Origin of the sequence: Catenulispora sp. GP43 (genome assembly GCF_041260665.1) — a bacterium.
In the GTDB taxonomy this organism is placed as follows: Bacteria; Actinomycetota; Actinomycetes; order Streptomycetales; family Catenulisporaceae; genus Catenulispora.
Genome location: NZ_JBGCCT010000008.1, coordinates 1 through 23,242, shown reverse-complemented (window position 1 = coordinate 23,242; position 23,242 = coordinate 1). Strand labels below are relative to the sequence as shown.

General features: G+C 71.1%; 25 protein-coding genes. 14 read left to right on the top strand and 11 right to left on the bottom strand.

The window, feature by feature from the left end; all coding sequences use genetic code 11:
• Nucleotides 1-164: 164 nt before the first annotated feature.
• Entirely contained in the window at nt 165-1,211 is a 1,047-nt protein-coding gene (locus tag ABH926_RS17770) for a lytic polysaccharide monooxygenase (RefSeq protein ID WP_370366756.1), read from the bottom strand.
• Nucleotides 1,212-1,558: 347 nt separating this feature from the next.
• On the opposite strand from ABH926_RS17770, the gene ABH926_RS17765 reads away from it, so the two are divergent.
• Together ABH926_RS17765 and ABH926_RS17760 are read left to right on the top strand one after the other, a co-directional pair.
• Nucleotides 1,559-3,016: a cellulose binding domain-containing protein gene (locus tag ABH926_RS17765; RefSeq protein WP_370366755.1), complete on the top strand. Its 1,458-nt coding sequence runs from the start codon at nt 1,559-1,561 to the stop codon at nt 3,014-3,016.
• 36 nt (nt 3,017-3,052) lie between these two features.
• Nucleotides 3,053-3,541, top strand: coding sequence for an inorganic diphosphatase (locus ABH926_RS17760; protein WP_370367062.1), 489 nt, complete (start codon nt 3,053-3,055; stop codon nt 3,539-3,541).
• A 39-nt stretch (nt 3,542-3,580) separates the two neighbouring features.
• Here ABH926_RS17760 and ABH926_RS17755 read toward each other — a convergent pair whose 3' ends face one another.
• Nucleotides 3,581-4,573, bottom strand: coding sequence for a cupin domain-containing protein (locus ABH926_RS17755; RefSeq protein ID WP_370366754.1), 993 nt, complete (start codon nt 4,571-4,573; stop codon nt 3,581-3,583).
• A 98-nt stretch (nt 4,574-4,671) separates the two neighbouring features.
• Here ABH926_RS17755 and ABH926_RS17750 point away from each other — a divergent pair, with 98 nt between their 5' ends.
• Nucleotides 4,672-4,992, top strand: a complete 321-nt coding sequence (locus tag ABH926_RS17750; protein ID WP_370366753.1) for an EthD family reductase — start codon at nt 4,672-4,674, stop codon at nt 4,990-4,992.
• A 109-nt stretch (nt 4,993-5,101) separates the two neighbouring features.
• Here ABH926_RS17750 and ABH926_RS17745 read toward each other — a convergent pair whose 3' ends face one another.
• Nucleotides 5,102-5,911 (bottom strand): phosphotransferase, encoded by an 810-nt coding sequence (locus tag ABH926_RS17745; protein WP_370366751.1) that lies wholly within the window; start codon nt 5,909-5,911, stop codon nt 5,102-5,104.
• Nucleotides 5,912-6,036: 125 nt separating this feature from the next.
• Between ABH926_RS17745 and ABH926_RS17740 the strand changes: the two genes are divergently transcribed.
• Complete coding sequence (locus ABH926_RS17740) at nt 6,037-6,702, top strand: DUF4097 family beta strand repeat-containing protein (RefSeq protein WP_370366749.1); 666 nt, start codon at nt 6,037-6,039, stop codon at nt 6,700-6,702.
• A 67-nt stretch (nt 6,703-6,769) separates the two neighbouring features.
• Here ABH926_RS17740 and ABH926_RS17735 read toward each other — a convergent pair whose 3' ends face one another.
• Nucleotides 6,770-7,231, bottom strand: coding sequence for an Lrp/AsnC family transcriptional regulator (locus ABH926_RS17735; RefSeq protein WP_370366748.1), 462 nt, complete (start codon nt 7,229-7,231; stop codon nt 6,770-6,772).
• 106 nt (nt 7,232-7,337) lie between these two features.
• On the opposite strand from ABH926_RS17735, the gene ABH926_RS17730 reads away from it, so the two are divergent.
• The 3 genes from ABH926_RS17730 (at nt 7,338) to ABH926_RS17720 (ending at nt 8,641) form a co-directional block, all read left to right on the top strand.
• Nucleotides 7,338-7,775 carry a DUF2000 domain-containing protein gene (locus ABH926_RS17730; protein ID WP_370366747.1) on the top strand — a complete coding sequence of 146 codons (438 nt, stop codon included), beginning with the start codon at nt 7,338-7,340 and terminating at the stop codon, nt 7,773-7,775.
• A 69-nt stretch (nt 7,776-7,844) separates the two neighbouring features.
• Nucleotides 7,845-8,303 carry a hypothetical protein gene (locus tag ABH926_RS17725; RefSeq protein ID WP_370366746.1) on the top strand — a complete coding sequence of 153 codons (459 nt, stop codon included), beginning with the start codon at nt 7,845-7,847 and terminating at the stop codon, nt 8,301-8,303.
• Nucleotides 8,300-8,641 carry a transcriptional regulator gene (locus tag ABH926_RS17720; RefSeq protein WP_370366745.1) on the top strand — a complete coding sequence of 114 codons (342 nt, stop codon included), beginning with the start codon at nt 8,300-8,302 and terminating at the stop codon, nt 8,639-8,641. Before ABH926_RS17725 ends, ABH926_RS17720 begins: the two co-directional genes overlap by 4 nt.
• Before the next feature lie 6 nt (nt 8,642-8,647).
• On the opposite strand, the gene ABH926_RS17715 is transcribed toward ABH926_RS17720, so the two are convergent.
• Both ABH926_RS17715 and ABH926_RS17710 read right to left on the bottom strand, forming a co-directional pair.
• A complete protein-coding gene (locus ABH926_RS17715) occupies nt 8,648-9,199 on the bottom strand; it encodes a hypothetical protein (protein ID WP_370366744.1) in 552 nt (183 codons plus the stop codon).
• A gap of 146 nt (nt 9,200-9,345) precedes the next feature.
• Nucleotides 9,346-10,728, bottom strand: coding sequence for a deoxyribodipyrimidine photo-lyase (locus ABH926_RS17710; protein ID WP_370367061.1), 1,383 nt, complete (start codon nt 10,726-10,728; stop codon nt 9,346-9,348).
• A 180-nt stretch (nt 10,729-10,908) separates the two neighbouring features.
• Here ABH926_RS17710 and ABH926_RS17705 point away from each other — a divergent pair, with 180 nt between their 5' ends.
• The 4 genes from ABH926_RS17705 to ABH926_RS17690 are packed head-to-tail and all read left to right on the top strand — an operon-like array spanning nt 10,909 to nt 14,254.
• The gene (locus ABH926_RS17705; protein WP_370366743.1) at nt 10,909-12,252 is read left to right on the top strand and encodes an NAD(P)/FAD-dependent oxidoreductase; all 1,344 of its coding nucleotides are present in this window, start codon (nt 10,909-10,911) and stop codon (nt 12,250-12,252) included.
• Nucleotides 12,249-12,977 carry a DUF1365 domain-containing protein gene (locus ABH926_RS17700; protein ID WP_370367060.1) on the top strand — a complete coding sequence of 243 codons (729 nt, stop codon included), beginning with the start codon at nt 12,249-12,251 and terminating at the stop codon, nt 12,975-12,977. The genes ABH926_RS17705 and ABH926_RS17700 overlap by 4 nt, the downstream gene beginning before the upstream one ends.
• A 2-nt stretch (nt 12,978-12,979) precedes the next feature.
• On the top strand, nt 12,980-13,789 hold the full coding sequence (locus ABH926_RS17695; protein WP_370366742.1) for a DUF1295 domain-containing protein: 810 nt from the start codon (nt 12,980-12,982) through the stop codon (nt 13,787-13,789).
• Nucleotides 13,790-13,837: 48 nt separating this feature from the next.
• The gene (locus ABH926_RS17690) at nt 13,838-14,254 is read left to right on the top strand and encodes a hypothetical protein (RefSeq protein WP_370366741.1); all 417 of its coding nucleotides are present in this window, start codon (nt 13,838-13,840) and stop codon (nt 14,252-14,254) included.
• A 4-nt stretch (nt 14,255-14,258) separates the two neighbouring features.
• Here ABH926_RS17690 and ABH926_RS17685 read toward each other — a convergent pair whose 3' ends face one another.
• From ABH926_RS17685 to ABH926_RS17670, 4 genes are all read right to left on the bottom strand, one after another.
• Complete coding sequence (locus tag ABH926_RS17685) at nt 14,259-15,311, bottom strand: hypothetical protein (protein ID WP_370366740.1); 1,053 nt, start codon at nt 15,309-15,311, stop codon at nt 14,259-14,261.
• A gap of 32 nt (nt 15,312-15,343) precedes the next feature.
• Complete coding sequence (locus ABH926_RS17680) at nt 15,344-17,542, bottom strand: DUF6461 domain-containing protein (protein ID WP_370366739.1); 2,199 nt, start codon at nt 17,540-17,542, stop codon at nt 15,344-15,346.
• A gap of 106 nt (nt 17,543-17,648) precedes the next feature.
• Nucleotides 17,649-18,311 carry a fasciclin domain-containing protein gene (locus ABH926_RS17675; RefSeq protein ID WP_370366738.1) on the bottom strand — a complete coding sequence of 221 codons (663 nt, stop codon included), beginning with the start codon at nt 18,309-18,311 and terminating at the stop codon, nt 17,649-17,651.
• Between the two features lie 126 nt (nt 18,312-18,437).
• Nucleotides 18,438-20,063, bottom strand: coding sequence for a molybdopterin-dependent oxidoreductase (locus ABH926_RS17670; protein WP_370366737.1), 1,626 nt, complete (start codon nt 20,061-20,063; stop codon nt 18,438-18,440).
• A 215-nt stretch (nt 20,064-20,278) separates the two neighbouring features.
• Here ABH926_RS17670 and sigK point away from each other — a divergent pair, with 215 nt between their 5' ends.
• Nucleotides 20,279-20,860 carry an ECF RNA polymerase sigma factor SigK gene (sigK, locus tag ABH926_RS17665; protein WP_370366736.1) on the top strand — a complete coding sequence of 194 codons (582 nt, stop codon included), beginning with the start codon at nt 20,279-20,281 and terminating at the stop codon, nt 20,858-20,860.
• Between the two features lie 8 nt (nt 20,861-20,868).
• A complete protein-coding gene (locus ABH926_RS17660; protein WP_370366735.1) occupies nt 20,869-21,609 on the top strand; it encodes an anti-sigma factor domain-containing protein in 741 nt (246 codons plus the stop codon).
• Nucleotides 21,610-21,925: 316 nt separating this feature from the next.
• Here the strand turns inward: ABH926_RS17660 and ABH926_RS17655 are convergent, their stop codons facing one another.
• Nucleotides 21,926-22,372 (bottom strand): winged helix-turn-helix transcriptional regulator, encoded by a 447-nt coding sequence (locus ABH926_RS17655; protein ID WP_370366734.1) that lies wholly within the window; start codon nt 22,370-22,372, stop codon nt 21,926-21,928.
• An 89-nt stretch (nt 22,373-22,461) separates the two neighbouring features.
• Between ABH926_RS17655 and ABH926_RS17650 the strand changes: the two genes are divergently transcribed.
• Nucleotides 22,462-23,070 carry an NAD(P)-dependent oxidoreductase gene (locus ABH926_RS17650; RefSeq protein WP_370366733.1) on the top strand — a complete coding sequence of 203 codons (609 nt, stop codon included), beginning with the start codon at nt 22,462-22,464 and terminating at the stop codon, nt 23,068-23,070.
• The last annotated feature ends 172 nt before the right edge of the window (nt 23,071-23,242 follow it).

The window sequence follows — 23,242 nt, the reverse complement described above, 5'->3', positions numbered from 1 at the left end:
CATGCTCTTGGCCCCCGACGAGTGGCTGCAGGCCGCCAGCCCACAGGCGAGCACGGCAGCCGTAGCGGCAATGGCCGCACGACGGAGCAGACGAGTGACCGGCATGGACATGACAGGACCCTTCATCGCAGACGGCAGGGACGGTCTGGTCCTACAGTCCGGCCCTACGGACTGGTGCAGGACAGGCTCTCCGGCTGGGTCGGAGCAGCCGTCTGGTTCGCGACGAAACCGAAGTTCGTGCTCGCTCCGGCGGCCAGTTGCGAGTTCCAGTCCGCCGACTTCATCGACGCCAGCGACCCGGACTGCGACACCGTCCCGTTCCAGGCGCTGACCACGGTCTCGCCGTCGGCCAGCACCCAGCCGACCGTCCACTTGTTCATCGGGGTGGTGCCGGGGTTGGTCACGGTGATCTGTCCCTGGAACCCGCCGCTCCAGGAGTTGGTCACCGAGTACGTGGCCTGACACGGCACCGAGGGCGGCGGCGGTGCGGTCGCGCCGATGCCGGTCACCTGGCCGGTGCCGCCGTCGAACACGACGTCCGAACAGCCGTAGAAGGTCTCGGGGCTGTCGGAGCGGGCCCAGACCGAGTAGATGATGTGGCGGCCGGTCTTGTTCGCCGGCAGCGTGGCGTTCCAGGAGTAGTAGCTCTGAAGCGTCGCCACGGTGCCGGTGTTCGGCGGGTTCGTGATCGTGGAGAACGGCGCCGGCTCCAGGTCGGCCCAGGTCAAGGGCTTGGTCTGGTCCCAGCCGTCCTTGGTGATGTACAGGCTGAAGGTGCCCGGGTGCGCGGCCCACCGGTTGTAGTCGATCGTGATGTCCGCGCCGGCGGTCAGGTGTGTGACCGGCCAGTCGGCGCTGACTTGATCGAACCCTGAGAAGTCGTAGTAGTCGCTGTTACCGCTGCACAGCTTCCCGTCGGGGATGAAGCCGACCGTGCCGCCGCTGGTGGCACCGCTGCGGTTGCCGACCGCGAACCAGTTGTAGAGCGGGGTGGTGCCACTGGTGGCCACCGCCGCCTGGCAGGCCGGGTTCTGCGGGACGATCTGGCCGGTGGAGGTCAGGCCGTCCTCGTAGCAAAAGAACGTCCGGCTGCCGGGGATCATCATCGCCCCGTGCGCCGAGGCCGTCGGCGCGAGGGTGACGGTGGTCCCGATCAGGCCGGCCAGCGCGAGCAGCACGCCGGCCAGCTTCCTGGGGATCTTTCTGCTCACATCGCTCGCCTTTCCATTCGCCTCTCCACAGATACAGATGTGGCGGACTGTGTCGGGCGGAGCGTAGCTCTGTCGCCGCGGACCGTTACGGGACGGGAAAACCGCTGCTCGGCGGGCAGTTCGTCGAACCTCGTCGAACGGGCATGTCAGAGGCCGTACTGGCGCGCGGCGGTTCGCGGCGGCCCGGACCGGGCGCCGCGAAAGTTTCGCGATACGGCCGCGGTGACCTGCGAGGACTTCGCAGAGCTTTGACGCTGTTCGGACCCGCGGCCGACCATGCCACTGCCGGGCCCGCCCGAGAACCCGGCCCGCCCGCGTCCACGGACCCGACCGAGGGAGCCGCCACCGTGCGCCACATCAGACCGGCATCACCGCCGCAGCCCAGCCGCCCTCGCCCTGAGCGCTCTCGCCTTCACCGCCCACGCCCTCACCGACGCCGCCACCGCGCGATCCTGCGCACCGCCCTGGCCGCGGCCGCCGCCCTCATCGTCGCCCTGGCCGCCGCGCTGCTCGGCACCCCGGCCCAGGCGCTCGGCGTCGGCGGCACGCCCTCGCCGGTGAGCGGCAACGCGACCCACTTCGACGGGCTCGGGGCGCCCTACGGAGGATGCGGCATGCCGCAGGCGAACCTGGACTCGCAGGACTTCATCGCCCTGAACGTCTTCAACACCCCGGGGAACTACGGCCAGTTCCCCCGGCCGGTGCCGCCGGCGCAGGCGGGCATCCTGGGCATGTTCGACAACGGCCTGAACTGCGGCCGCTGGGTGAAGGTCACCATCGGCGACTTCTGCACCGGCACCAACGACGGCGCGCAGAACGAGCCGTTCTGCCGGAACGGCTCGTGGGTCGCCGACAAGTACAACGGCGCGACGCTGAACATGCTGGTCGCCGACAGCTGCGGCGACTCCAACGCCTGGTGCCGCGACGATCCGTACCACCTCGACCTGCACACCGACTCGATCGACCGCTTCCAGCTGAACGGCGCAGCGGTCGGCGACCTGCTGGACCACTGGAACAACCGGCAGGTGAGCTGGCAGTTCATCAACGCGCCGGGCTACAGCGGCGACATCAACATCGGCTTCCTGCAGGGCGCGCAGGTGTACTGGCCAGCGATCTCGGTGTCGCACCTGGCCAACGGGATCCACGGCGTGCAGTACCTGTCGGCGAACGGGACCTGGGTCTCGGCGGCCATGGACAGCGACATGGGGCAGGCCTACATCATCGGGCCGACGGTCGCGGCCGGGTCCAGCTACCAGATCCGTGTGACCGACGCGTCGGACAACCTCGTCAACGGCGGGCAGGTGTACAGCTTCTCGCTGCCGTCCTCGTGCGGGAGCAACTGCGGCGCCGCCTATACGCCGGTTACGTACACGACAGCGCCGGGGTCGGGTTCCAGTTCGCCGAGCTCCAGCCCGAGCTCGACGCCGAGTTCGAGCGACTCCTCGCCGCCGAGTTCACCCAGCTCACCCAGCTCACCCAGTTCGCCCTCCAGCTCGGCCGCAGGCGCCGGCTGCTCGGTCACCTCCTCGGTGACCAGCTCCTGGTCAGGCGGCTACCAGCTCGCGTTCACCGTCACCAACACCGGTGCCGTCGCCACCTCCGCCTGGGCTGTGCGCTTCTCCTTCGCCGGTGCGCAGACGATCGCCAGCTCCTGGAACGTGACGGCCAGCCAATCCGGCCAGGCGGTGACCGCGGACTCCGTTTCGTACAACGGATCCCTGGCGCCGGGAGCAGCGACGTCGTGGGGAATGGTGATCAACGGAGCGAACCAGCCACTCAGCGGCATTTCCTGCGTTTCCTCCTGACCCAACCCGGGTACCGCGTTCGACGTGAAGACCATGATGCGATTCGACGTGGTGATCGAGATACCGGCCGGTTCCCGGAACAAATACGTGATGGACCACCGTCTGGGCCGCATCCGGCTGGATCGGCAGCTGTTCACCTCGACCAGCTACCCGGCCGACTACGGCTACATCCCCGGCACGCTGGCCCTGGACGGGGACCCGCGGGACGCCGTGGTACTCCTGGACGATCCAGCGTTTCCCGGCGTGGAGGTGTCGGTCCGGCCGGTGGCCCTCTACCGCTCCCACGACGAGGGCGGCGAGGACAACAAGATCCTGTGCGTCCCGGCCGGCGACCCCCGCTACGAAGACATCCAGAACCTGTCCGACGTGCCCCAGGAGCGGCTGGACGAGATCGGGCACTTCTTCGACATCTACAAGGACACCGAGCCCGGGCGGCAGGCGCAGCCCGGCACGTGGGCCGACCGCGCCGCCGCCGAGGCGGTCATCACCGCCGACCGCAAGCGGCTGGCTGATTCAGAGGCCTGATAAGTCCGATAGCTCAGAGGCCTGACAGGACGGGCCCCGTCAGCGGACCCGGACGTCGCGCCGCCAACGGGCCGGCGGCGTGCCGTACCGGTTCCGGAACGCCCGGCTGAACGCCGCCTCCGAGGCGTAGCCGACGTTCTCGGCGACCTGCGCGACCGGCAGGAACGTGTCGCGCAGCAGGCTGGTGGCCGCGTCCAGGCGCACGTGCGCGAGGTAGGTGGCCGGCGGCTTGCCGACCCGTCCCACGAAGCGCGCGGCGAACGACGAGCGCGACAGGGCGCAGGCCCGGGCCAGCTCGTCGACCGTCCAGTCGTGGCCGGGATCGCGGTGGATGGCGCTCAGGGCCAGGCCGATCTGCGGGTCGAAGGCGCCGGCCAGCCAGTTCGGCTCGGCGTCCGCACCAGCGGCCCAGGTGCGCATGATCTGGATGAAGATCAGATCCAGGATGCGGGAGACCATCACCGCGGAACCCTGCGACGGCGACTGCATCTCCAGCACGATCATCCGGCGGGCGACTTCGAGCCCTTCCAGCGCCTCCAGATCCGGACCGCCGGAGCCGCGCAGGATGATCACCGCCGGCAGGCTCCCGAGCAGGTGGCTGGCCTGCGGGTCACCGATGGTGAACGTGCCGCACAGCCATCGCGCGCCCGGACCGGTACCGCTGCCGGTACCGCTGCCGGTACCGCTGCCGGTACCGCTGCCGGTACCGCTGCCGGTACCGCTGCCGGTACCGCTGCCGGTACCGCTGATGGAGTGCGAATCGCCGCGCGGCAACAGCACGAAGTCGCCGCCCCGCAGATGCTCGACGTGCGGATGACCCTCGATCTGAAGGGTGACTTCGCCCTCCTCGACGATGTGCAGGCTGCCCCGGTCGGCGAACCCGATGGAGAACTCCGGCGGCGGGGCGTAGGCGACGATCCGCTCACCGCTGAGCCGGACGCTTCGCAGGAGTTCCGACAGCAGGTCGTGGGTCTCGCCGACACCCGCGACGGCCGCTGGACGATCTGCAAGGTTTTCCGGCGGAGCGGTCATAGTCCCTGCCCATTCCTCTGAATACGCTCGTCGAACAGTGAGTGGGGCCACCTTACGGAACCACGAACCTCATTCGAGCAACTCAACGGGAGACCACCATGTCCGGGTACAGCAACCCCACCAAGATCACCTTCGTGTACTCCAACCCGACCGACCCCGAGGCCTTCGAGGCCGCCTACGCCGACCAGCTCGCCCTGGCCCGCAAGCTCCCCGGCCTGGTCCGCCTGGAGGCCTCCAAGGTCTGGCCGAAGGAGGACGGCAGCCCCACCCCGGCCCACCGCATCCTGGACCTGTACTTCGCCGACTACGCGGCGGCCAGCGCCGCCGCCGCCGAGGCCGGCCCGCTGGTCGGCGCCACCAAGCAGCACGCCACCGGCGGTGTGATCATCGCGTTCGCCGAGGTGCTGGAGAGCGAGTAAGGGCACGGATGATCCGCTGATCGCCGCCGGGGCCGGTTTCCCGAACCGGCCCCGGCGGCCTCGGACTGTTGTGGGCCGTGCTGTTTATGGCCATGCTGTAGTGGGCCGTCTACCGGAGCAGCGCGGCAAGGAAGGTCGCGCGCTGATCCACGAGCCAGGCCTGCAACCGGTCCCAGGTAGCCCATCCGCCGTGTTTGTCGAAGGCCTTGGCGAATGACGTGTCACCGGCTTCGAGCCGGGCTGCGATTTCCGCGCGTTCGACCACCGTCACCTCGTCAATGACACTCAGCAACACAGATCGATCGTCGGCCGACAGCCCGTAGCCGTCGGCGAGGATCCGCAGGCGGCGCACGGGATCGAGCCCGACGTAGGACGGGAACTGCGCGGCAGTCTCGGGATCGAGCATCGGGACCCAGTAGCGTGCGGCCATCGCGACGTCCCAGAGCGGACGGCCCGGTGCGGCCATGTCGAAATCGATCAGGGCGTAGGCCTCGCCGTCGCGGAAGACGACGTTCTCCACGCAGGCATCGCTGTGGCACAGCATCGTGCCACCGCGCGGATCGGCCAGGTCCGTAGTCCACGGGACGCCCGGCTCCAGCGGAATCGCCGACGACGCGTCATGGAATCGCCGCAGGAGCGCGCCGACCGATGTCAGTGCCGCCTCGGTCATGGACCAGGCGGGATACGGCTGAAGGGCGACATCGCCGGGCACGTAGGTGAGCTGCTCGCGTCCGTCGGCCAGGCCGACAGGCGTGGGGGCGCCGGTGAAACCGTGTTCCGGCAAGGCCTCCAGGAAACGATGAATGGCCGCCGCGTGCGCCTGCGCCGGCCGATCCACGAACTCGCCGCGTCGGAAGACCGCGCCCGCGTTCGTGATTCCGCCGCTCAGTTCTCCGTCCACGGCCACCAGCCTAGCCATGTCAGCCGTGTCAACCGTGTCAGCGGTGCTGTCAGGACCGGGTCAGGCCCGTGTCAGCGCGCCCGCCGAAAGTGAAGACACGACAGCGGGCCGACGGGGCCCGCGGCGCAGACAGGGAGAACACCATGAACACCTTCGCCACCGCCAGCCCGGTCCTCGTGGTCCTGGACATCCCGGCGGGCCGGGTCCGGCTGGTCGCCGGCGAGCGCGCCGAGTCCACGGTCGAGGTGCTGCCGGCCGAGGCCTCGAAGAAGCGGGACGTGAAGGCCGCCGAGCAGACCTCGGTCGAGTTCGCCGACGGCGTGCTGCGCGTCGTCACCGCCGAGGCCGGCCGTCTGCTCGGCTCGGGCTCGGTGGACGTGACGATCCAGGTCCCCGCCGGCTCCCGGCTCCAGGGCAAGGCCGCCGCGGCCGAGCTCTACGGCACCGGCCGGCTCGGTGAGGTCGTCTTCGACGGCGGGTACCGCACGGTGGACCTCGCCGAGGTCGCCGGCCTCCGGCTCACGGTGCACACCGGCGAGGTCACCGTCGGGCGGCTCACCGGTCCGGCGCGGATCAGCAACGGCACCGGCGACATCACCGTCGCCGAGGCGGTCGCCGGCGCGGTCGAGCTGCGCACCGAGGCGGGCAGCATCACCGTGCGCGCCGCCCACGGCGTCGCGGCCACCTTGGACGCCGGCACCAGCCGCGGCCGGATCACCAACGCGCTGGCGAACAGCGAGGGTGCCGACGCCGCGCTGACCATCAAGGCCACCACGTCCACCGGCGACATCACGGCCACCAGCCTGTGACGCGCCGGTGAGGGCGGCCGACGGCGGCCGGGTCGGGGCAGAAGCTGCCCAGCCCGGCCGCCGAGCCTTATAGCGGTGCGATCTCTGTCTTGCGCAAGTGCTCGTACACGAGCGACGTCCTCACGTCCGCGAGTTCCTTGCGCCGCGTCAGCTTGTCCAGCACCAGAGCCTGGAGCTGATCGGTGTCCTTGACGGCGACATGGATCAGGAAGTCGTCGCCGCCGGACACCACGAACACCGACAGCACCTCGGGCAGCTGCTCCACGAACGCCCGGAACCCGTCGATGACGGCCCGGTTCGGCGGCCTGACCCGCACCGCGATGAGCGCTTGCAGCGTCCGGCCGATGGCCGCCAGGTCCACCTGCGCGTGGTACCCGACGATCAGGCCGCGCCGGCGCAGGGAGCGCATCCGCTCCAGACAGGTCGACGGGGCGATGTTCAGCATCGTGGCCAGCTCGCGGTTCGTACGCCGTCCATCGTTCTGCAAAAGCGCCAGCAGCGCCGAATCAATGGCGTCTAAATCGGTCACCCTGGCAACCTAGCAGAACTTAATTCGGATCTTGAGCGATTGATCCGCACCACGAGCTACGCTCGGCCCCCGAGTCCGGTGATGGTTCGATCCCGAGGAGTTCCCCATGCCGATGTCCGAAGCCGCCCTGCCCCGTTTCGAGAAGTGCGCGATCGTCGTCGACGGGGCGCTGCCCACGGGGCTGGCGATGAACGCCGCGGCCGTCCTGGCGCTCTCGATCGGCGACGCGTACGGCGAATCCGCGCTGGGACCGGAGGTCAAGGACCGCGACGGCCAGCTGCACCACCCGATCACCGAGGTACCGCTGCCGGTCCTCAAGGCCGACCCGCAGGTGCTGCGCGGCATCGTCGCCAAGGCGCTCGCGGAGCCGGACGTGTTCCTGGTGGACTTCACCGCCTCGGCCCAGGCGGCCCGGGACTACGGCTCGTACATGCAGGCCATGCAGGACACGGGCGCCGAGGAGCACGTGTACGTCGGCGTCGCGGTGGTCGGCGCGAAGAAGGCGGTGCAGAAGCTGAGCGGCAGCCTGCCGCTCTACCGCTGAGCCGGCGGCGGCCGACCCTCCGATCGGCATCTAGTTTCCAAATGGAAACTAGATGCTAGAGTGAAACGTATGACGGACGACGACCTGACCCCCGCAGCCGCCTTCGACACCGCGACCGCGCTGCGCGCCGCCGCCGACCGGCCCGCCTTCCCGGCCTGGTTCCCGCCGGCCATCGGCATCGGCTACGCCGCCTCGCTGTCGCTGATGGGCGTCAGCTTCCTGCTGCACGGGACGCTCGCGCGGATCTGCGGGCTGACCGGGGCGGCGCTGGTGCTGGTGACGTTCGCGACGATGCTGCCGGTGGTCGCCGGATGGCGGCGGGCCGGGGTGGTGCCGAGGTTCGACGACTGCGTCGACGATCCGGCGCGGCGGCGTCAGCGTCTGCGCACGTTCGGCATCGCCGCGGCGGGAACGGCGGCGGCGATGGTGCTCGTGGTCGGCGCGCACTGGGGCTGGATCGAGATCGCGGCCGGCCTGGTACTCGGTGCCACGACGTGGCGGCGGCTCGCGCGGCAGGCCGCGCGGTGATCACCGGGCCGGGACCTGACGGACAGGCCGAGCCGGACGAGGCCTTCGGGACGCTGCCCAAGCTGAAGCTGGCCGCGTTCCTGGCCGGGTGCGCCGAGGCGGAGTTCGGGACGGTCGCGGAGACCTGCGCCATCGCCGCGCCGACACTGTCTAAGGCGGCGACGGCGTTGGAGGAGGCGGGATACGTCCGCATCCGCAAGGGCCACGTCGGCCGGCGGCCGCGCACCTGGCTGTCGTTGACGGCCGACGGACGCGCCGCCTTCGACCGGCACCTGGCGGCGCTGGCCCGCCTCACCGAGGCGGGGCGGGCACAGGCCGCACAGGTGGAAGAGGAATAGGCCGGCTCAGCTCAGCCCGAGCGTCGCCAGCGCCGTCGTCCAGTCGGTCGCGATCGCGTTCTGCGCGTCGCTCAGACCGGCACTGCCGTCGCACACAGCCTTCTTCAGCTTGTTCTCGACCTGGTCCTTCGTGTACGAGGTGTTCCCCGAACCGTCGCTGCTGTAGTGCGGCTCGGGCCACAGGTTCTGCGCGTCGCGCGGGGCGCCTCCGAGCTCCAGCGGTATGAAGTGGTCTTCCTCGTAGTCGCTGGTGCTGGTGTCGCTATAGCCGTACTCGGCGATCTGCTTCACCTTCAGCGCGTTGGTGTACGACGTCGGCGGACGGACGGTCGCGGTCCAGCCGGACACGCATATCGTCGAGTCGATGGTGTCCTGCGTGACGTCCGGGTTCAGCGCGCCCGGGGTGCAGACCGGGTCCGGCAGCGGCAGGTAGGCGGTGGAGCAGGTGATGTCGGCGTGCGCGGCCGGCGCGTCGGGGCCGAAGAAGATCGCGGTTCCGGCGACGGCCGCGGAAGCGGCGGCGAGCACGGCGAAGCGGCGCGATATCGCGTGGGGCATGGGGATGGAGCCTTCCGGTCGGTGGCGAAGGGGGGCTTCGCCGGGGAAGCTACCCACGAGTACCGAAGACCGCAAGGCCCTGATATCAAGATTCAGTTATAGGTACGGAGCGGGTAACCCGCCGTTTGCCTGCCGCGGTCTCGGCTTCAGAACAGCGCCTCGCCGGGCTCGTCCACGCGCTTGCCCACCTTTCCGCCGCCCACCTCGACGATCGGCGCCGGATAGTCGCGCTCCTTCAAAGCGCTCTCGCCGAGCCGCCAGGGTTCGTGCACGTGCCCCGGATCGGCGACGTCGGCGAGTTCGGGCACATAGCGCCGCACGTACTCCCCCGCCGGGTCGTACCGCGCCGCCTGCCGCAGTGGGTTCAGCACCCGGTTGGGGCGGGTGTCCATGCCGGTTCCGGCGACCCACTGCCAGTTCAGGACGTTGTTGGCGACGTCCGCGTCGAGCAGGTGGTGCGCGAAGTGCACCGCGCCGGGACGCCAGTCGATGCCCAGGGTCTTGGTCAGGAAGCTCGCGGTGATCAGGCGCGCGCGGTTGTGCATCCAGCCCTCGGCGGCGAGTTGGCGCATGCCGGCGTCGACGATCGGGATGCCGGTGCGGCCCTCGGACCAGGCGGCCAGGGCCTCGGGGTCGTCGCGCCACGGGCCGCGCGGACGCAGGTCGGTGTGCGGGGCGTCGGGGCGGGCCGCGAGGACCTGGTGGTGGAAATCGCGCCAGCACAGCTGGCGCAGGAAGGCCTCGGCGCCGGAGCCGGGGTGGTCGCGACCGGCCCGGGCGGCGAGTTCGGTGGCTGACAGGCAGCCGAAGTGCAGGTACGGCGACAGCTTCGAGGTGGCGTCGGCGGCGAGGTCGTCGTGGATGCCCTCGTACTCCTCCACCGTCTTGTCCAGCCACTGCTCGGCCCGTTTGCGGCCCTGGGTCTCGCCGCCGCGCAGTCCCCCGGCCCGCTCGGCGTCCGCGGGGATCGGCAGCTCCTGGCCGGCGATGTCCGGCACGCTCAGGTGCGGCGCGGTCGCCGGCGGACGCAGCGGGATCTCGGCCCAGCGCCGCCAGTAGGGGGTGAAGACCGAGAAGTGGTCGCGGTCGCCGGGCCGCAGATCGCCGGGCGGCTGGATGGTGTGGACCTGGTCGTGCAGATGGAGTTCGGCGCCCTGGGCCCGCAGCGCCGAGGCGAGGGCGTCCTGGCGCTCGTGCGCGTAGGCCGTGACGTCGCAGGCCATGTGGACCTCGGCGGCGTCCGCCTCGTGCGCGATCCGGCAGACCTCTGCGACGACATCGCCGGAGCGGAGCACCAGGCGCCCGCCGAGCCGGCGGAGCCCGGCGTCCAGATCGGCCAGCGACTCCTCCAGGAACCTTCGCCGCGTCGGGCTGATCCGCGGCAGGATGCCGCCGTCGAGCACGAACAACGGCACCACCCGCCCGTCGGAGGACGCCGCCGCGGCGGCGAGGACCGGGTTGTCATGGACTCGCAGATCACGGGTGAACACCGCGACCGCGGCCCGCGAAGGTGACGACGACGAAGGCATTGGCTTACTCACCGCTCCATTCCACCAGCTCAGCACACCCGAATCCCGGCCGACACCCGGGATTCGGCGCCGAACACGCCGCGGATTGGCCGCGATCGGCGAAACCACCCCGCGAACCCCAATCCGGATCCCGTCCGGCACCGAATACCTCCTGTCGAGACATCGTCGAGGGAGGTATCGGTGACCGGTTCGGCACCAGGGCGGGACGCCCGCCGCGAGCAGGTCGCGGTGATCGGATCCGGCGTCGCCGGACTCACGGCGTCCTACCTGCTCCAGCGCCGCTACGACGTGCTGCTGTTCGAAGCCGACAGTCGCCTCGGCGGCCACGCGCACACCCACGAGGTGGCCGAGTCCGGCCGCATATTGTCGGTGGACAGCGGCTTCATCGTCCACAACCGCCGCACCTATCCGCACCTCATCCGGCTGTTCGACGAGCTCGGCGTGGCCACCCAGCCGACCGAGATGTCGATGAGCGTGCGCTGCGAGGGCTGCGGCCTGGAGTACGCCGGCGCCAAGGGCCCGCGCGGCCTGCTGGCCACCCCGGGCCGGGCGCTGCGGCCGGGGTTCGTGCGGATGCTGCTGGAGGTGCGCAGGTTCCACCGCGAGGCGCGGCAGCTGCTGGCGGACACGCCTCGGCCGGCGGCGTCGGGCATCACTCTGCGGGAGTTCCTGGCCGCCGGCGGCTATTCGCGCTTCTTCGCCGACCACTTCATCCTGCCGCTGGTCTCGGCGGTGTGGTCCTCGGGCCGCGAGACCGCCGAACGCTACCCGGCCGCCTACCTGTTCCAGTTCCTCAACCACCACGGGATGCTGGCCGTCACCGGTTCACCGAGCTGGCGGACGGTCACCGGCGGTTCGAAAACCTACGTGGACCGGACGGTGAAGAACCTGCACGCGGTCCACCTGAGCACCCCGGTGCGGTCGCTGAGCCGTACCGGGGACGGCGTGCGGATCCGCGACGACGCCGACGAGGTGCACACCGTCGCCAAGGTCGTCGTCGCGACCCACTCCGACCAGGCGTTGCGGCTGCTCGCCGATCCGAGCCCGACGGAGCGGGCGGTGCTCGGGGCGATCCCGTACTCGGTCAACGAGACGGTGCTGCACACCGACACCGGGATGCTGCCCTCGACGCGGGCGGCGTACAGCTCGTGGAACTACCTGCTGCCGTCCTGCTCCGGCGGCGGCGCGGCGGCCCCGGACGGAACGCCGCACGGAACGCCGCACGGAGCGCCGGACCGGGCCGTTGTCACCTACGCGATGAACCAGCTGCACCACCTCGACGCGCCGATCGAGTACCTGGTCACGATGAACGCCACCGACCGGATCGACCCGGCCAGGGTGATCGACCGCATGCGCTACGAGCACCCGGTGTACACCCCGGAGTCGGTCGCGGCGCAGGCACGGCTGGCGGAGCTGACCACCGCGCGCACCGCGTACGCCGGCGCCTATCACGGCTGGGGCTTCCACGAGGACGGCTGCGCCTCGGGGGTGGCGGCGGCGGCGGCTTTCGGGGTGACGTGGTGAGGTCGGCCGCGTTGTACGAGTGCCGCATCCGCCATACGCGGCGCGGCGCGGTCGCCAACGACTTCACGTACTCCTCCTACCTGTGGCTGGTCGATCTCGACGACCTGCCGCACCTGCCCGGCCCGCTGCGTCCGTTCGCCGGGTTCGTCCCCGCCGACCACTTCTCGGGCCACGACCTGAGCATCCGCGCGGGATTGGAGGACTTCCTCGCCGATCGCGGCGTGTTCCTCCGCGACGGCAGGGTGCTGATGCTCACGGCGGCCCGGGTGTTCGGGTACGTATTCAATCCGCTGACCGTCTACTGGTGCCGCGACGCCGAGGAGCGGCTGGTGTGCGTCGTCGCCGAAGTGCACAACACCTACGGCGGACGCCACGCCTACCTGCTGTTCCCCGACGACAAGGGCCGCGCGGACGTCGCCAAGGACTTCTACGTCTCGCCGTTCCTGCCGATCGACGGCGGCGTCTACCGGATGCGCGTCCCCGAACCCGGCGAGCGGCTGAGCCTGGCGATCCGGCTGGACCTGCCCGAGGCGCCGCCGTTCGTGGCCAGCGTGCACGGCGAGCGCCGGGCCGCGACCGGCCGCGAACTGCTGCGCCTGGCCGCCCGGCACCCGATGGCGCCGCTCGCGGTCGCCGCGCGGATCCGGCGGCAGGGAATCGCGTTGTTCCTGCGCGGTCTGCCGGTGGTACCCCGAACGCGAACCGCAAGATCTGGAGGACGATGAGGATGCGGGCCGAATCCGTGGGGGCCTTCGCCGCCGTCTCGGCGATCGACGCGGCGGTGCTGCTGATCGCGTTCAGCGGCGTGTTCGTCGTCGGCATGGCCCGGGGACGCCACCGCTACGTCGACGCCGTCTGGGGATCGGCGTTCGCGCTGGTCGCCGTCGTCACAGCGGCGCTGACGACCGATCACGGCGACGGCTGGCGCCGCTGGCTGCTGGCGGTCTGCACGGTGGTGTGGGGGCTGCGGCTCTCGGTCCACATCGCGCGGCGCGGACGCGGCGCCCCGGAGGACCCCCGCTACGCCGCGATGCTGGCCAAGGCCGGCGGCAACCCGGCCTGGACCGCCTTCACCCGGGTCTACCTGCTGCAGGCGGTCCTGGTCTGGTTCATCTCCCTGCCGGTGCAGGTCGGTCTTGTGGCGACCGGCGCGTCAGGTGCGGGTCTGACGGCAGCCGTGATCGGGGTGGCGCTGTGGCTGCTCGGACTCGGCTTCGAAACCGTCGGCGACTGGCAGCTGGCCCGCTTCAAAGCCGACCCCGCGAACCGCGGCCGCCTCATGACCGAAGGCTTGTGGCGCTACACGAGGCACCCGAACTACTTCGGCGACGCCTGCGTGTGGTGGGGCCTGTTCCTCATCGGCGTGGGCGCCTGGCCCACGCTGCTGACGATCCTGTCGCCGGTGCTGATGACGTGGCTGCTGACGTCCGGAAGCGGCAAGCCGTTGGTGGAGGCGCATCTGAAGGCGACGCGTCCCGGGTACGCCGAGTACGCGGCGCGTACCAGTGGTTTCATTCCCAGGCCGCCGCAGACCTAGGGCGTGGAGGTACGTTCGTGCCGTCCGACAACTCACGAGGGGCCACGGATGGGCAGCGAACAGTCGGAGCCGACCGCCGAAGAGAAGATCACAAAGCTCTTCGAAGAGATGACGACCATGGACGAGCCGGAGATCGCCACCGCCGCGGGTGAAGCGCTCGGGCAGCTCTTCGAAACGGTGAAGCAGCGCGCGGAGGCGGACGTCGCCACCGCCCGCGCCGCACAGCAGCACGCTGAGATCGAGCAGGCCCGCGCCGAGGAACGCGCCGCCGCTGCCGTCCAGACCAAAGAGGACGAGGCCCACCGACACGCCGAGGAAGTCCGCCGTCTGGAAAAGGCCTACGCCGACAGGTCCGAAGCCCTTGCCTCCGCCTCCACCGCGCACCAGGCCCGCGCCGAGCGCGCCGAAGCCGAGGCCGACCGGCTGCGCGAAGAACTGGCGACTGCCCGCGCGGCGCAGCGATAGCCCGCTAGCGGAGAATGGTGACCGACCACACCGACTTCGGATACATCGACACGGACAGCATTCCGTTCTTGCGCGGCAAAGTCCTGTCCTCCCGGAATTCGCCGCTGTAGTAGGTGAGGGCTTTCGGGGTGCAGTGGTCGTAGTTGGTGCAGATGCCCCTGCAGGTACAGTCCGGCACGAACTCCAGGGAGCCGCCCTCGGCCCCCTGGATCGCGACCTTCCTGGCGCCCAGCGTGTGCCGGAACCAGGCCTCGCCCTGTCCGGTCGTCACGCGCTCCATCGGCGGCAGCTCGTCGGGCTGGACCACCCGCGCGCGCCAGGATCCGCTGCCGGTGATGCGCAGATGGGTGACCTCGGGGCGTGCCATCTTCCTGAAGACCAACCCCCGGCCGGCCGACCCCGAACGGTGTTCCTCCAGTTTGCGGTCGGTGCGCTCGACCTGGACGACGTTCAGCTCCAGGTGGCGCTCACCGAGCGAGACGACCTCGAGCAGCACGGGCTTGCCGGGCACCGGCCGGTCCACCAGGAATTCGGCGTCGCCGTCGCCTTCCCAGCGGAACCGGTCGCCGGTGTGGACGTCGGTCGCGGCGTTGACGTGGCCGGAGAGCTCGTCGGCGGTCAGCAGCGGCATGGGGATCGGCCGGCGTTCGAGCATCGCGGTGAGGCGGATCAGGGCTTTGCGTCCGGTGCCGATAGCCGCGTAGATCTCCTTGTCGCGGCTCGGGCCGGACTGCGCGACCCAGCTCGCCGCCCGGGCCACGGCGTCGGCCGCCGCGTAGTGTTCGGCACGCATGGCCGGCGTCACGCCGTCGGCCTCGGGTGAGAACGGCACGTCGTCCAGTTGGCGCCGGTACTCGGCCAGGGCGATGGTCGCCTCGTCGCGGATCGGCACGAGCTCGAAGCCCACGTCGGCGGTGGTCGCCTTCACCAGCCGGGCTTCGAGCGTGGCGACCTTCTCCGTCAGGGCTTTGACGTTCTCCGTGAGTTCCTCGATCCGGGCCTCGTAGGTTTCCAGGCGCTCGACGAGTGTGTCGACCGCCGTACCGAGTTTCGACATGACTGACGCCCCTGTGAGCCGATGGCCGTTTGCTACCGAACGGCTTGCCCGGGCAGCCGGGCCTGTGCCTGCTCCAGCAGTTCGGCGGCATGGCCGGCCACGGCGTTGCGTGCCGCGTCCAGGGCCCGGATGGCGGCGCCCAGCGGATCGGGGTTGGTGGCCTGGTGCAGGGTCGTCCAGAGCCATCGGTGCTTGTTGTGGTCGTGGAGTTGGGAGCGGCGGGCCAGTTCCTCGGCTTCGGGTGAGAAGGACCGGGCGGCCAGCGTCGCGGTGAGGACCGAGTGCTCGGACAGCTCGGAATGCTCGGAGTGCTCGGAGTGCTCGACGGCGAAGGCCGCGACCCACCATGCGAACTCGCGCAGTTCGTCATCGGGCAGCGTGGCCAGGCGGTCGGTGTCCGCACCGAGCGGGCCCTGGCCGGGCCAGCTGCGTGAGCCGTCCGGCAGGCGCCGCTCCGCGTACAACTCGGGCAGCAGCGGCAGGATCGGGTAGCCGATGTCGACGGCCTGGATGCGGTCCAGATCCTCGGCCGAGAGCCAGACGCCGGTGAACCGGCTGGCGGCCAGCAACCCGACGGCGTTACGGTGCCGACCCTCCACATCGAGGTCTGCCAAGAGTTCCAGGGCTTCCGGGGCGTCGATCTCGTCCAGGTACAGATCGGTGTTGGTCAGCACGTTTCCGTTGCGGGCCAAGGAGAACCGGCGCACGGCGTTGATGTTCCAGAACATGCTCGCGGCCAGCGTGTCCGGGGACGACGCAGCGCGCAGCACCGGCCTGTTACTGCCTTCCCAGCCGTTGAACTCGACGGCGACCGCGCCGCCGGGTACGTCCAGCACACAGGCCCACGGATCGGTGTTGCTGTAGTGCCGGCGCTCGAACTCGCGAATCGGGGCCGGCGCGGACTCGTCGGCACCGAAAGCGCGCAAGACCTCGGAACCGGACTTGCCCGCGACGAAGGTGACCGTGGCGGCCTGGGACAGGTGGCTGCGCTCGATCCAGTGGTAGACCTCATCGGGGGTACGGACAACCGGCGGCGCGGCTTCGCCCCGCAGTGAATACCCGAGCCGGTCGGAATGCTTGTGGACCACGGGATCAGCGGCCTCCGCGCGCCAGACCACGACTTGGTAGGACTCATGATGGTTCTCGCCGTCCCGGCCGGATGCGCAGACCCGAGCCCGATACTCGCCGGGCCACGGGGGCGTGATCTGTACTGCCTGAGATATCTGGGTGGTCTCGCCGCTGCCGGACAGCGCCGCGCCGCCGGCCGGGGCGCGCCAGCCGACCTCGACGATCTCGTCCCACCTGGAGGCATCCGGCTCCGGTGGCTCCTTGACCACATGCAATCCGACGGAGACGGAACCGGATTCCTGTGCGGTACGAACGGCGATCCCGTTGGGGAGCACCGCGACCAGACCGTTCTCCGAGAAGTCCGCAGTGGATTCGAGCGGCCCTTCGGCCAGGGTGAAGACGTGATCGGCGACGACGGCCCGGCCGTTGCCGTAGCGCGGCATCAGGTATTCGGCCCGGCGCTTGGCCAGCGCGGCTTCGGCGTAGGAGGCGGGCATGGACGCGTCACGCAGGATCGGCGCCACGACCCCGAGCGCCGTACCGATGATCGCGGGGGCGGTGACGGCGGGCCACAGCGGCCGCAGCACGATCGTGGCGACCACGACGGTCAGTGCCAGGTGCCGCGCACCGTGGGCCGCGGCGATGCCGGCCTCGTCCGAACCGGTGCCGGTCAACTGGGGAGCCACCAAGGGGTGCTCGGCGACGGCGGCGACGACGGAGGCCACCATGTCGGTGGCACCGGGCACGAGGCCGTCCAGTTTGGACAGCTCCGAGACCATCTCGCCCTGGCTCCCGACCGCCACGGTGAGGGCCCTGCGGCCGGAAGGGCCGCCGTCCGGCAGAACCTGAACCAGCTGCGGCACGGGGAGATCCAGTGCCGCCACCGTCAGCTCCAGGGCGCCGAGCAACCGCTCGGCGAGCAACGGCTGGAGGCCGGCCATCCCGGCCCTGGCCGCCGAGCCTTGCTGGACGCCCGACGGCATCAGAACCCGGGCCGACCGCGGCCCGAGCGGACCGCGGTCGGGCTGCGGCCGGCCGAGCCGGCCCAGCTCGGCCGCCGGCGAGGGCGGAACCAGTTGCGCCACCCGGTTCAGTTCCGCCGCCGCCACCTGCGCGATCGCGTCGATCACGGTCTCCGGAAGCCCGGTCGTCGGCCCGTACATCGCTCCACCACCCCTGCCGATCCACTTGATCGGCATCAGAATGTCAGAGGGCTCCGACACCTTCGCAGCCGCCACGTCGTCGAGCCCTGATTCAGCGAGTCCTGATTCAGCTGGTCGGCGGCATCAGCACCGAGTCGACGATGTACACGGTGGCGTTCGCGGTCTGCACGTTGCCGCAGACCACGTTCGCGTTGTCGACCTTGAACGACTGGCCGGATCCGGTGACGGTGACCGTGCCGCCCTCCAGCGTGGTATGCGTGCCGGCCAGCTGGCTCGGCGAGAGCCGCCCGGACACGACGTGGTACGTCAGGATCTTGGTCAGCTGGGCCTTGTCGGCCAGGACCGACTTGAGGGTGTCGGCCGGGATCTTGGCGAACGCGTCGTTGGTCGGCGCGAAGACCGTGATGCCCGGCGCGGAGTTGAGGGTGTCCCCCACGCCCGCGGCCCCGACCGCCGTCACCAGCGTGGACAGCACCGGGTTGTGCGAGGCGGCGGTGGCGACCGGGTCGGTGGCCATGCCGGTGAAGCTGCCCGGGCCGGTGCTGGGCACCGCCGAGCAGGCCGTGCCGAACGGCGCGTCGGCCGAGCCCGTCGAGCCGGTGCTCATGTCCGAGGAGCTGGACGAGGCGGCGACCGGCATCGAGCTCGACGACGACGCGGCCGGAGCGGCGGCGGGCTTGCTCGTACTGCTGCTGCACGCGCTCGCGCTCACCGCGATCGCCGCCGAGCACAGCAGGGCGGCGGCGGTCTTGCTGCGGGTGGAGAACATGGATTAGCTCCTTGATTCGGGTGTCCGGGTGCTGCTGACGATCGGTATTCGGAGCCGCTGCGGATCCGGATTGGTCAGTGTTTTTCATGACTTCCAACGCTGTGTGAGACAGCGATTGCAAAGCCCTTATGTGGTGGTGAAGACCACCGAATGCCAGCCGGTGGCGCCATCGGGGAAGGTGTCGGCACGCTGCGCGGTCTGCACGGCGCCGGTGGCGTCGGTCGCGCGGACTTCCAGCTGGTGCAAGCCCGGCGGCAGATCCAGATAGCACGTCCACTGCCGCCAGGTGTCCGGGGTGTCGGCCTGGGCCAGGCGCGCGAGCGTCCACGGACCGCCGTCGGAGCGGACCTCGACGGCGTCGATGCCCCGGTGCGTGGCCCAGGCCACCCCGGCGACGGTGACGGTGCCGGCCGGGACGTGCGCGAACGGTTTGGGCACGTCGATGCGCGAGGCGGTCTTCACCGGCGCGGTCTTCGAGTAGCCGCGCTGGACCCAGTAGCTGTCGTAGCTCGCGAAGGTGGTCAGCTCCAGGTCCACCAGCCACTTGGTCGCCGAGACGTAGCCGAAGAAGCCGGGGACCAGCATGCGGCAGGGGAAACCGTGCGCGATCGGCAGCGGCTCGCCGTTCATCGCCACCGCGAGCAGGCCGGTGCGGCCGTCGAGCACTGACTCGACCGGGGTGCCGATGGTCATGCCGTCGATCGAGCGGCCGACCAGTTGGTCCGCACCGCGCTGGACGCCGGCTTCGCGCAACAGGTCTGCCAGCGGGGCGCCGATCCAGCGCGCCGTTCCCACATAGGGGCCGCCGACCTCGTTGGAGACGCAGGACAGCGTCTGGTCGTGCTCGATCAGCGGCCGGGACAGCAAGTCGGCGAAGGACAGCTCCAGCGGGCGGTCGACCAGCCCGCGGATGCGCAGCGTCCAGGCCTCCGGGTCCACCTGCGGCAGCACCAGCGCGGTGTCGACACGGTAGAACTCTGAGTTCGGGGTGATGAACTCGGACAGACCGACGACGTTCGGATGCGCGCCGGCCGGGATCGCGGGCGCCCGCACCGCCGGCGTCGGGATCCGAACCCGGGAGCGCTTGACCGCGACGTCGTAGCGCCGGTCCACCGCGACCCGGCCGACCAGCTCGGTCGCCGCGGCCGTGCCGGCGGTGCCGACGGCCAGGGCGAGGAACCCTCGACGGCCTTGGGCCCAGACCGGCAGGCGCGAGGGCGGCGGAGCTTCCGATGCTGGTGCTCTCGCAGCCCGATAGCTGTGCACCAGCAGGAACATCGCCACCGCGGCCGCAGCGGCCCCGAGCAACGACGGCCACAGGTCGCCGCTCTGCGACGTGGGACGAGACAAGGCGGCCCACGCGCCCACCACGCCGAACATCGCGACGAGCGCGACCCCGAAACCGAGGCGGCGCACGGCGATGAGGCCAGCGGCGACCGCGATCAGGCCGAGCGTGAAGTAGATCCCGGTGAGCAGGACGAGCTTGTCATCCGTCCCGAAGTTCCGGATCGCGAATTCCTTCAGCGGCGTCGGCGTCAGGTCGATCGCCGCCGAGCCGACCGCGATCGCCGGGGCCGTCTGCGGCCCGGACCACACCGCGGCCAGCTCTCCCACGCCGACCGCGAGACCGGCCGTGATCAGGCCGATCACCGCGCCGGGTCCGGCGAGAACCGCGGCCCGTCGCAGCGCCCTTGCCGCTGCCCCCACCGCCGTGCCGACCGCTATGCCGACCGTCCTGCCCAAGCGCCTCATGCCAGCCGTTCGGAACGGCGCGCGCCGCGGATTGGAATGGCGCGCCGGGCGTCACCCGATCGAGGGTCGGCAGCACCGGTCCGTCCCGGAACCGGCGACACGTCCGGACCAATCCGGCACGGCCTGGGCACCGAATAGCTGTCGTGAGGCGAGAATTGGGACAGGCAGCGCGCCGGCGCGCCCCCGACGACTTCGACGAGTGGAGACCACAGCCCATGCTCGGACGTGCCGGCTCCAGGACCGCTTCGGAGGAGCAGGCGACGTTGGAGGCGCAGCTGCACCGCGTCGCCCTCGGCGACCGCGACGCCTTCGACGCGGTGTACGAGCAGCTGGCCGGCCCGGTCCTGGGCGTGGCGCGCCGGGTGCTGCGCGACCCCGCGCAGGCCGAGGAGGTGGCGCAGGAGGTGCTGGTCGAGATCTGGCGCACCGCCAGCCGCTTCGACGCGCACCGGGGGTCGGCGCGCGCCTGGGCGCTGACGATGGCGCACGCGCGCGCCGTGGACCGCGTCCGGTCCGCCGACGCCTCGGCCCGGCGCGAGGCGCGCGCCGCGGAGCTGATGGTCGTGCCGCCGTTCGACGAGGTGGTGGAGGCGGTGGAGGCACGGCTGGACCGGGAGCGGGTGCGGCGGTGTCTGGAGGGCCTCACGGAATTACAGCGTGAGTCGGTGACGCTGGCGTATTACGGCGGGTACACCTATTCGCAGGTGGCGCATCTGTTGAGCAGCCCGCTGGGAACCGTGAAGACTCGCTTGCGCGACGGCCTGGCCCGGCTCCGCGACTGCCTGGGGGTGGGATGATGAACGCGATGGATCCGGAGGTCCACTCCCTGACCGGCGCGTATGTGTGCCACGCGCTGGAGCCGGCCGAGCTCGAGGCGTTCGAGCGCCACCTGGCCCGGTGCCCCACCTGCGTCCAGGAGGTCGCCGAGCTCCAGGAGACGGCGGCGCTGCTGGCCTCGGCCGCGGCCCAGACTCCCCCGCCGCGCCTGAAGGCGGCGGTCGACGCGCGAATCGCGGTGACCCGGCAGATCCCGCCGGTCGTCAGCCACGAACCGGCCCGGCAGGCCGACCGCCGGCCGCGGCGCCGCTGGTTCACCGCCCTGGGCTGGGGCCTGGCCGCCGGACTGGCCGCGGTGGTCGCGGTACTGGGCGTCCGGCTGAACGACCAGCAGAACCAGATCGACCAGGCCCGCCAGCGCAGCACGGCGATCTCCACCCTGCTGGCCGCCCCCGACGTGCACGCCGAGAGCGTGAACGTCAGCACCGGCGGCAACGGCCGGGTCCTGGTGTCCCGCTCCCGCGACGAGGCGGCGATCACGGTCAGCGGACTGAGCCGGCTGGCCCCGGGCAAGGTGTATCAGCTGTGGATGATGGGTCCGTCGGGGGCGCGCTCGGGCGGCGTGGTGCCGGTGACGGCCGAGGCGTTCGACTCGGTGCTGGCCCACGGGCTCGGCGACGCGCGGACGATCGGGCTGACGGTGGAGCCGGCCGGGGGTTCGGCGCAGCCGACCACGGAGCCGGTGATGCTGCTGCCGATGCCGGCGTGACGGGGGCGGGAGGTTCGGGGGCTTTGGGAGCTTTGGAAGCTCCGGGCCGCTGAGGGCTTCGGGCGGCCGGGAGCTCCGGGCTGCTGAGAGCTACGAGCAGCTGGGAGCTCCGGGCTGCTGAGAGCTACGAGCAGCTGGGAGCTCCGGCCGCCGAGGGCTTCGAGCAGCCGGCATCCTCGGGTGGCTGGGACCGTCCGGCTGCTGAGCGGCCGGCCAGGCGTGGCCCTAAGCGAGCTGCGGATCAGGCAGATCAGCCGCCGCCAGCAGTCTCCGGTGCCGCCTCCGACTCTGGCGCCGACTCCGACTCCGACTCCGACTACTCCGACTCCGAGCCTTCGCCGGGAGCCGCGTGCGCGGCGTCGTACTCCTGCTGGGCGGCGATGAACCGGGGCATGTTCAGCTCGGCCCAGTCGCCGATCACCGCGATCGGCTCGGCCAGGGAGTGGCCCAGCTCGGTGAGGGTGTACTCCACGCGCGGCGGGACCTCGGCGAAGATCCGGCGGGTGACCAGGCCGTCGCGTTCCATGCGGCGCAGTGACTGGGTCAGGACCTTCGGCGCCACGCGGCCGAGGTGCGTGCGCAGCTCGGTGAAGCGCATCGGGCCGTCGGAGAGCAGCAGGACGACCAGGACCGTCCACTTGTCGCCGATCCGGTCCAGCAGGAGCCGGGTCGGGCAGTCGGCGTCGAACAGGTCCCCGCGCTCGCCGGTGCGGCGGGCGGCCCGGAAGCGGTCGACCAGCCGTGGTGGGGCGATAGTAACCATGAGGTACTTATAGCACGTTGAAGTAATCAGTTACCAATGGTTACTGTCCTCGTACCGAGCAAAAGACCAGCAACGAGGGAGACACGACCATGAAGATCGCCGTCTACGGGGCCACCGGCATGATCGGCAGCCGGGTGGTGGCCGAGGCCCTGACCCGCGGCCACGCCGTCACCGGCATCACCCGCTCGGCCGCCGCGCTGCCCGAGGGCGTGCACCCGGTCCAGGGCGACGCCGGCGACGCCGAGCTGGCCAAGCGCGTCGCCGCCGAGGCCGACGTCGTGGTCTCGGCCATCGGCCCCAGCCGCACCGGCGGCGACCGCCGCGAGTTCCTGGCCCAGGTCCGCACCCTGGCCGAGACGCTCGGCGGCGCGCGCCTGCTCGTCGTCGGCGGCGCCGGCTCGCTGCTGGTGGGCGACCACCGCCTGGTCGACGACCCGGAGTTCCCCGACCTGTACAAGGCCGAGGCGCTCATCGGCGCGGAGTCCCTGGACTACATCCGCGGCCTCGGCGAGAGCGCGGACTGGACCTACTTCAGCCCGGCCCCGCTGATCCAGCCGGGCACCCGCACCGGCGAGTACAAGACCGCGACCGACTCCCCCGCCGGCGACGCGATCTCCGCCGAGGACTACGCGGTCGCGATGCTGGACGAGATCGAGAAGCCCGCGTTCCGGCGGCAGCGGTTCACCGCGGCCAACTAAAGCGGCTGGCTCCTTCCGACTACTGGTGAAAGCCGCGCGGCCAGGGCGTCGGGGGGGGCGCCCCCCGGGGGGGGGGGGGCGGGGGGGGCCCCCCCCCCCCCCCCCGCGGGCCCCCCCCCCGCCCCCCCCCCCGGCGGGGGCCCCCCCCCGCCCCCCGCGCCCCCCCCCCCCC

Excerpts from the sequence above, each read along its gene's own strand:
- ABH926_RS17760 (WP_370367062.1), top strand. The coding sequence starts at position 3,053 with ATGCGATTCGACGTGGTGATCGAGATACCGGCCGGTTCCCGGAACAAA.
- ABH926_RS17755 (WP_370366754.1), bottom strand. The coding sequence starts at position 4,573 with ATGACCGCTCCGCCGGAAAACCTTGCAGATCGTCCAGCGGCCGTCGCG.
- ABH926_RS17750 (WP_370366753.1), top strand. The coding sequence starts at position 4,672 with ATGTCCGGGTACAGCAACCCCACCAAGATCACCTTCGTGTACTCCAAC.
- ABH926_RS17745 (WP_370366751.1), bottom strand. The coding sequence starts at position 5,911 with ATGGCTAGGCTGGTGGCCGTGGACGGAGAACTGAGCGGCGGAATCACG.
- ABH926_RS17740 (WP_370366749.1), top strand. The coding sequence starts at position 6,037 with ATGAACACCTTCGCCACCGCCAGCCCGGTCCTCGTGGTCCTGGACATC.
- ABH926_RS17730 (WP_370366747.1), top strand. The coding sequence starts at position 7,338 with ATGCCGATGTCCGAAGCCGCCCTGCCCCGTTTCGAGAAGTGCGCGATC.
- ABH926_RS17725 (WP_370366746.1), top strand. The coding sequence starts at position 7,845 with ATGACGGACGACGACCTGACCCCCGCAGCCGCCTTCGACACCGCGACC.
- ABH926_RS17715 (WP_370366744.1), bottom strand. The coding sequence starts at position 9,199 with ATGCCCCACGCGATATCGCGCCGCTTCGCCGTGCTCGCCGCCGCTTCC.
- ABH926_RS17710 (WP_370367061.1), bottom strand. The coding sequence starts at position 10,728 with ATGCCTTCGTCGTCGTCACCTTCGCGGGCCGCGGTCGCGGTGTTCACC.
- ABH926_RS17695 (WP_370366742.1), top strand. The coding sequence starts at position 12,980 with ATGCGGGCCGAATCCGTGGGGGCCTTCGCCGCCGTCTCGGCGATCGAC.
- ABH926_RS17690 (WP_370366741.1), top strand. The coding sequence starts at position 13,838 with ATGGGCAGCGAACAGTCGGAGCCGACCGCCGAAGAGAAGATCACAAAG.
- ABH926_RS17685 (WP_370366740.1), bottom strand. The coding sequence starts at position 15,311 with ATGTCGAAACTCGGTACGGCGGTCGACACACTCGTCGAGCGCCTGGAA.
- ABH926_RS17680 (WP_370366739.1), bottom strand. The coding sequence starts at position 17,542 with ATGTACGGGCCGACGACCGGGCTTCCGGAGACCGTGATCGACGCGATC.
- ABH926_RS17675 (WP_370366738.1), bottom strand. The coding sequence starts at position 18,311 with ATGTTCTCCACCCGCAGCAAGACCGCCGCCGCCCTGCTGTGCTCGGCG.
- ABH926_RS17670 (WP_370366737.1), bottom strand. The coding sequence starts at position 20,063 with ATGAGGCGCTTGGGCAGGACGGTCGGCATAGCGGTCGGCACGGCGGTG.
- sigK (WP_370366736.1), top strand. The coding sequence starts at position 20,279 with ATGCTCGGACGTGCCGGCTCCAGGACCGCTTCGGAGGAGCAGGCGACG.
- ABH926_RS17660 (WP_370366735.1), top strand. The coding sequence starts at position 20,869 with ATGGATCCGGAGGTCCACTCCCTGACCGGCGCGTATGTGTGCCACGCG.
- ABH926_RS17655 (WP_370366734.1), bottom strand. The coding sequence starts at position 22,372 with ATGGTTACTATCGCCCCACCACGGCTGGTCGACCGCTTCCGGGCCGCC.
- ABH926_RS17650 (WP_370366733.1), top strand. The coding sequence starts at position 22,462 with ATGAAGATCGCCGTCTACGGGGCCACCGGCATGATCGGCAGCCGGGTG.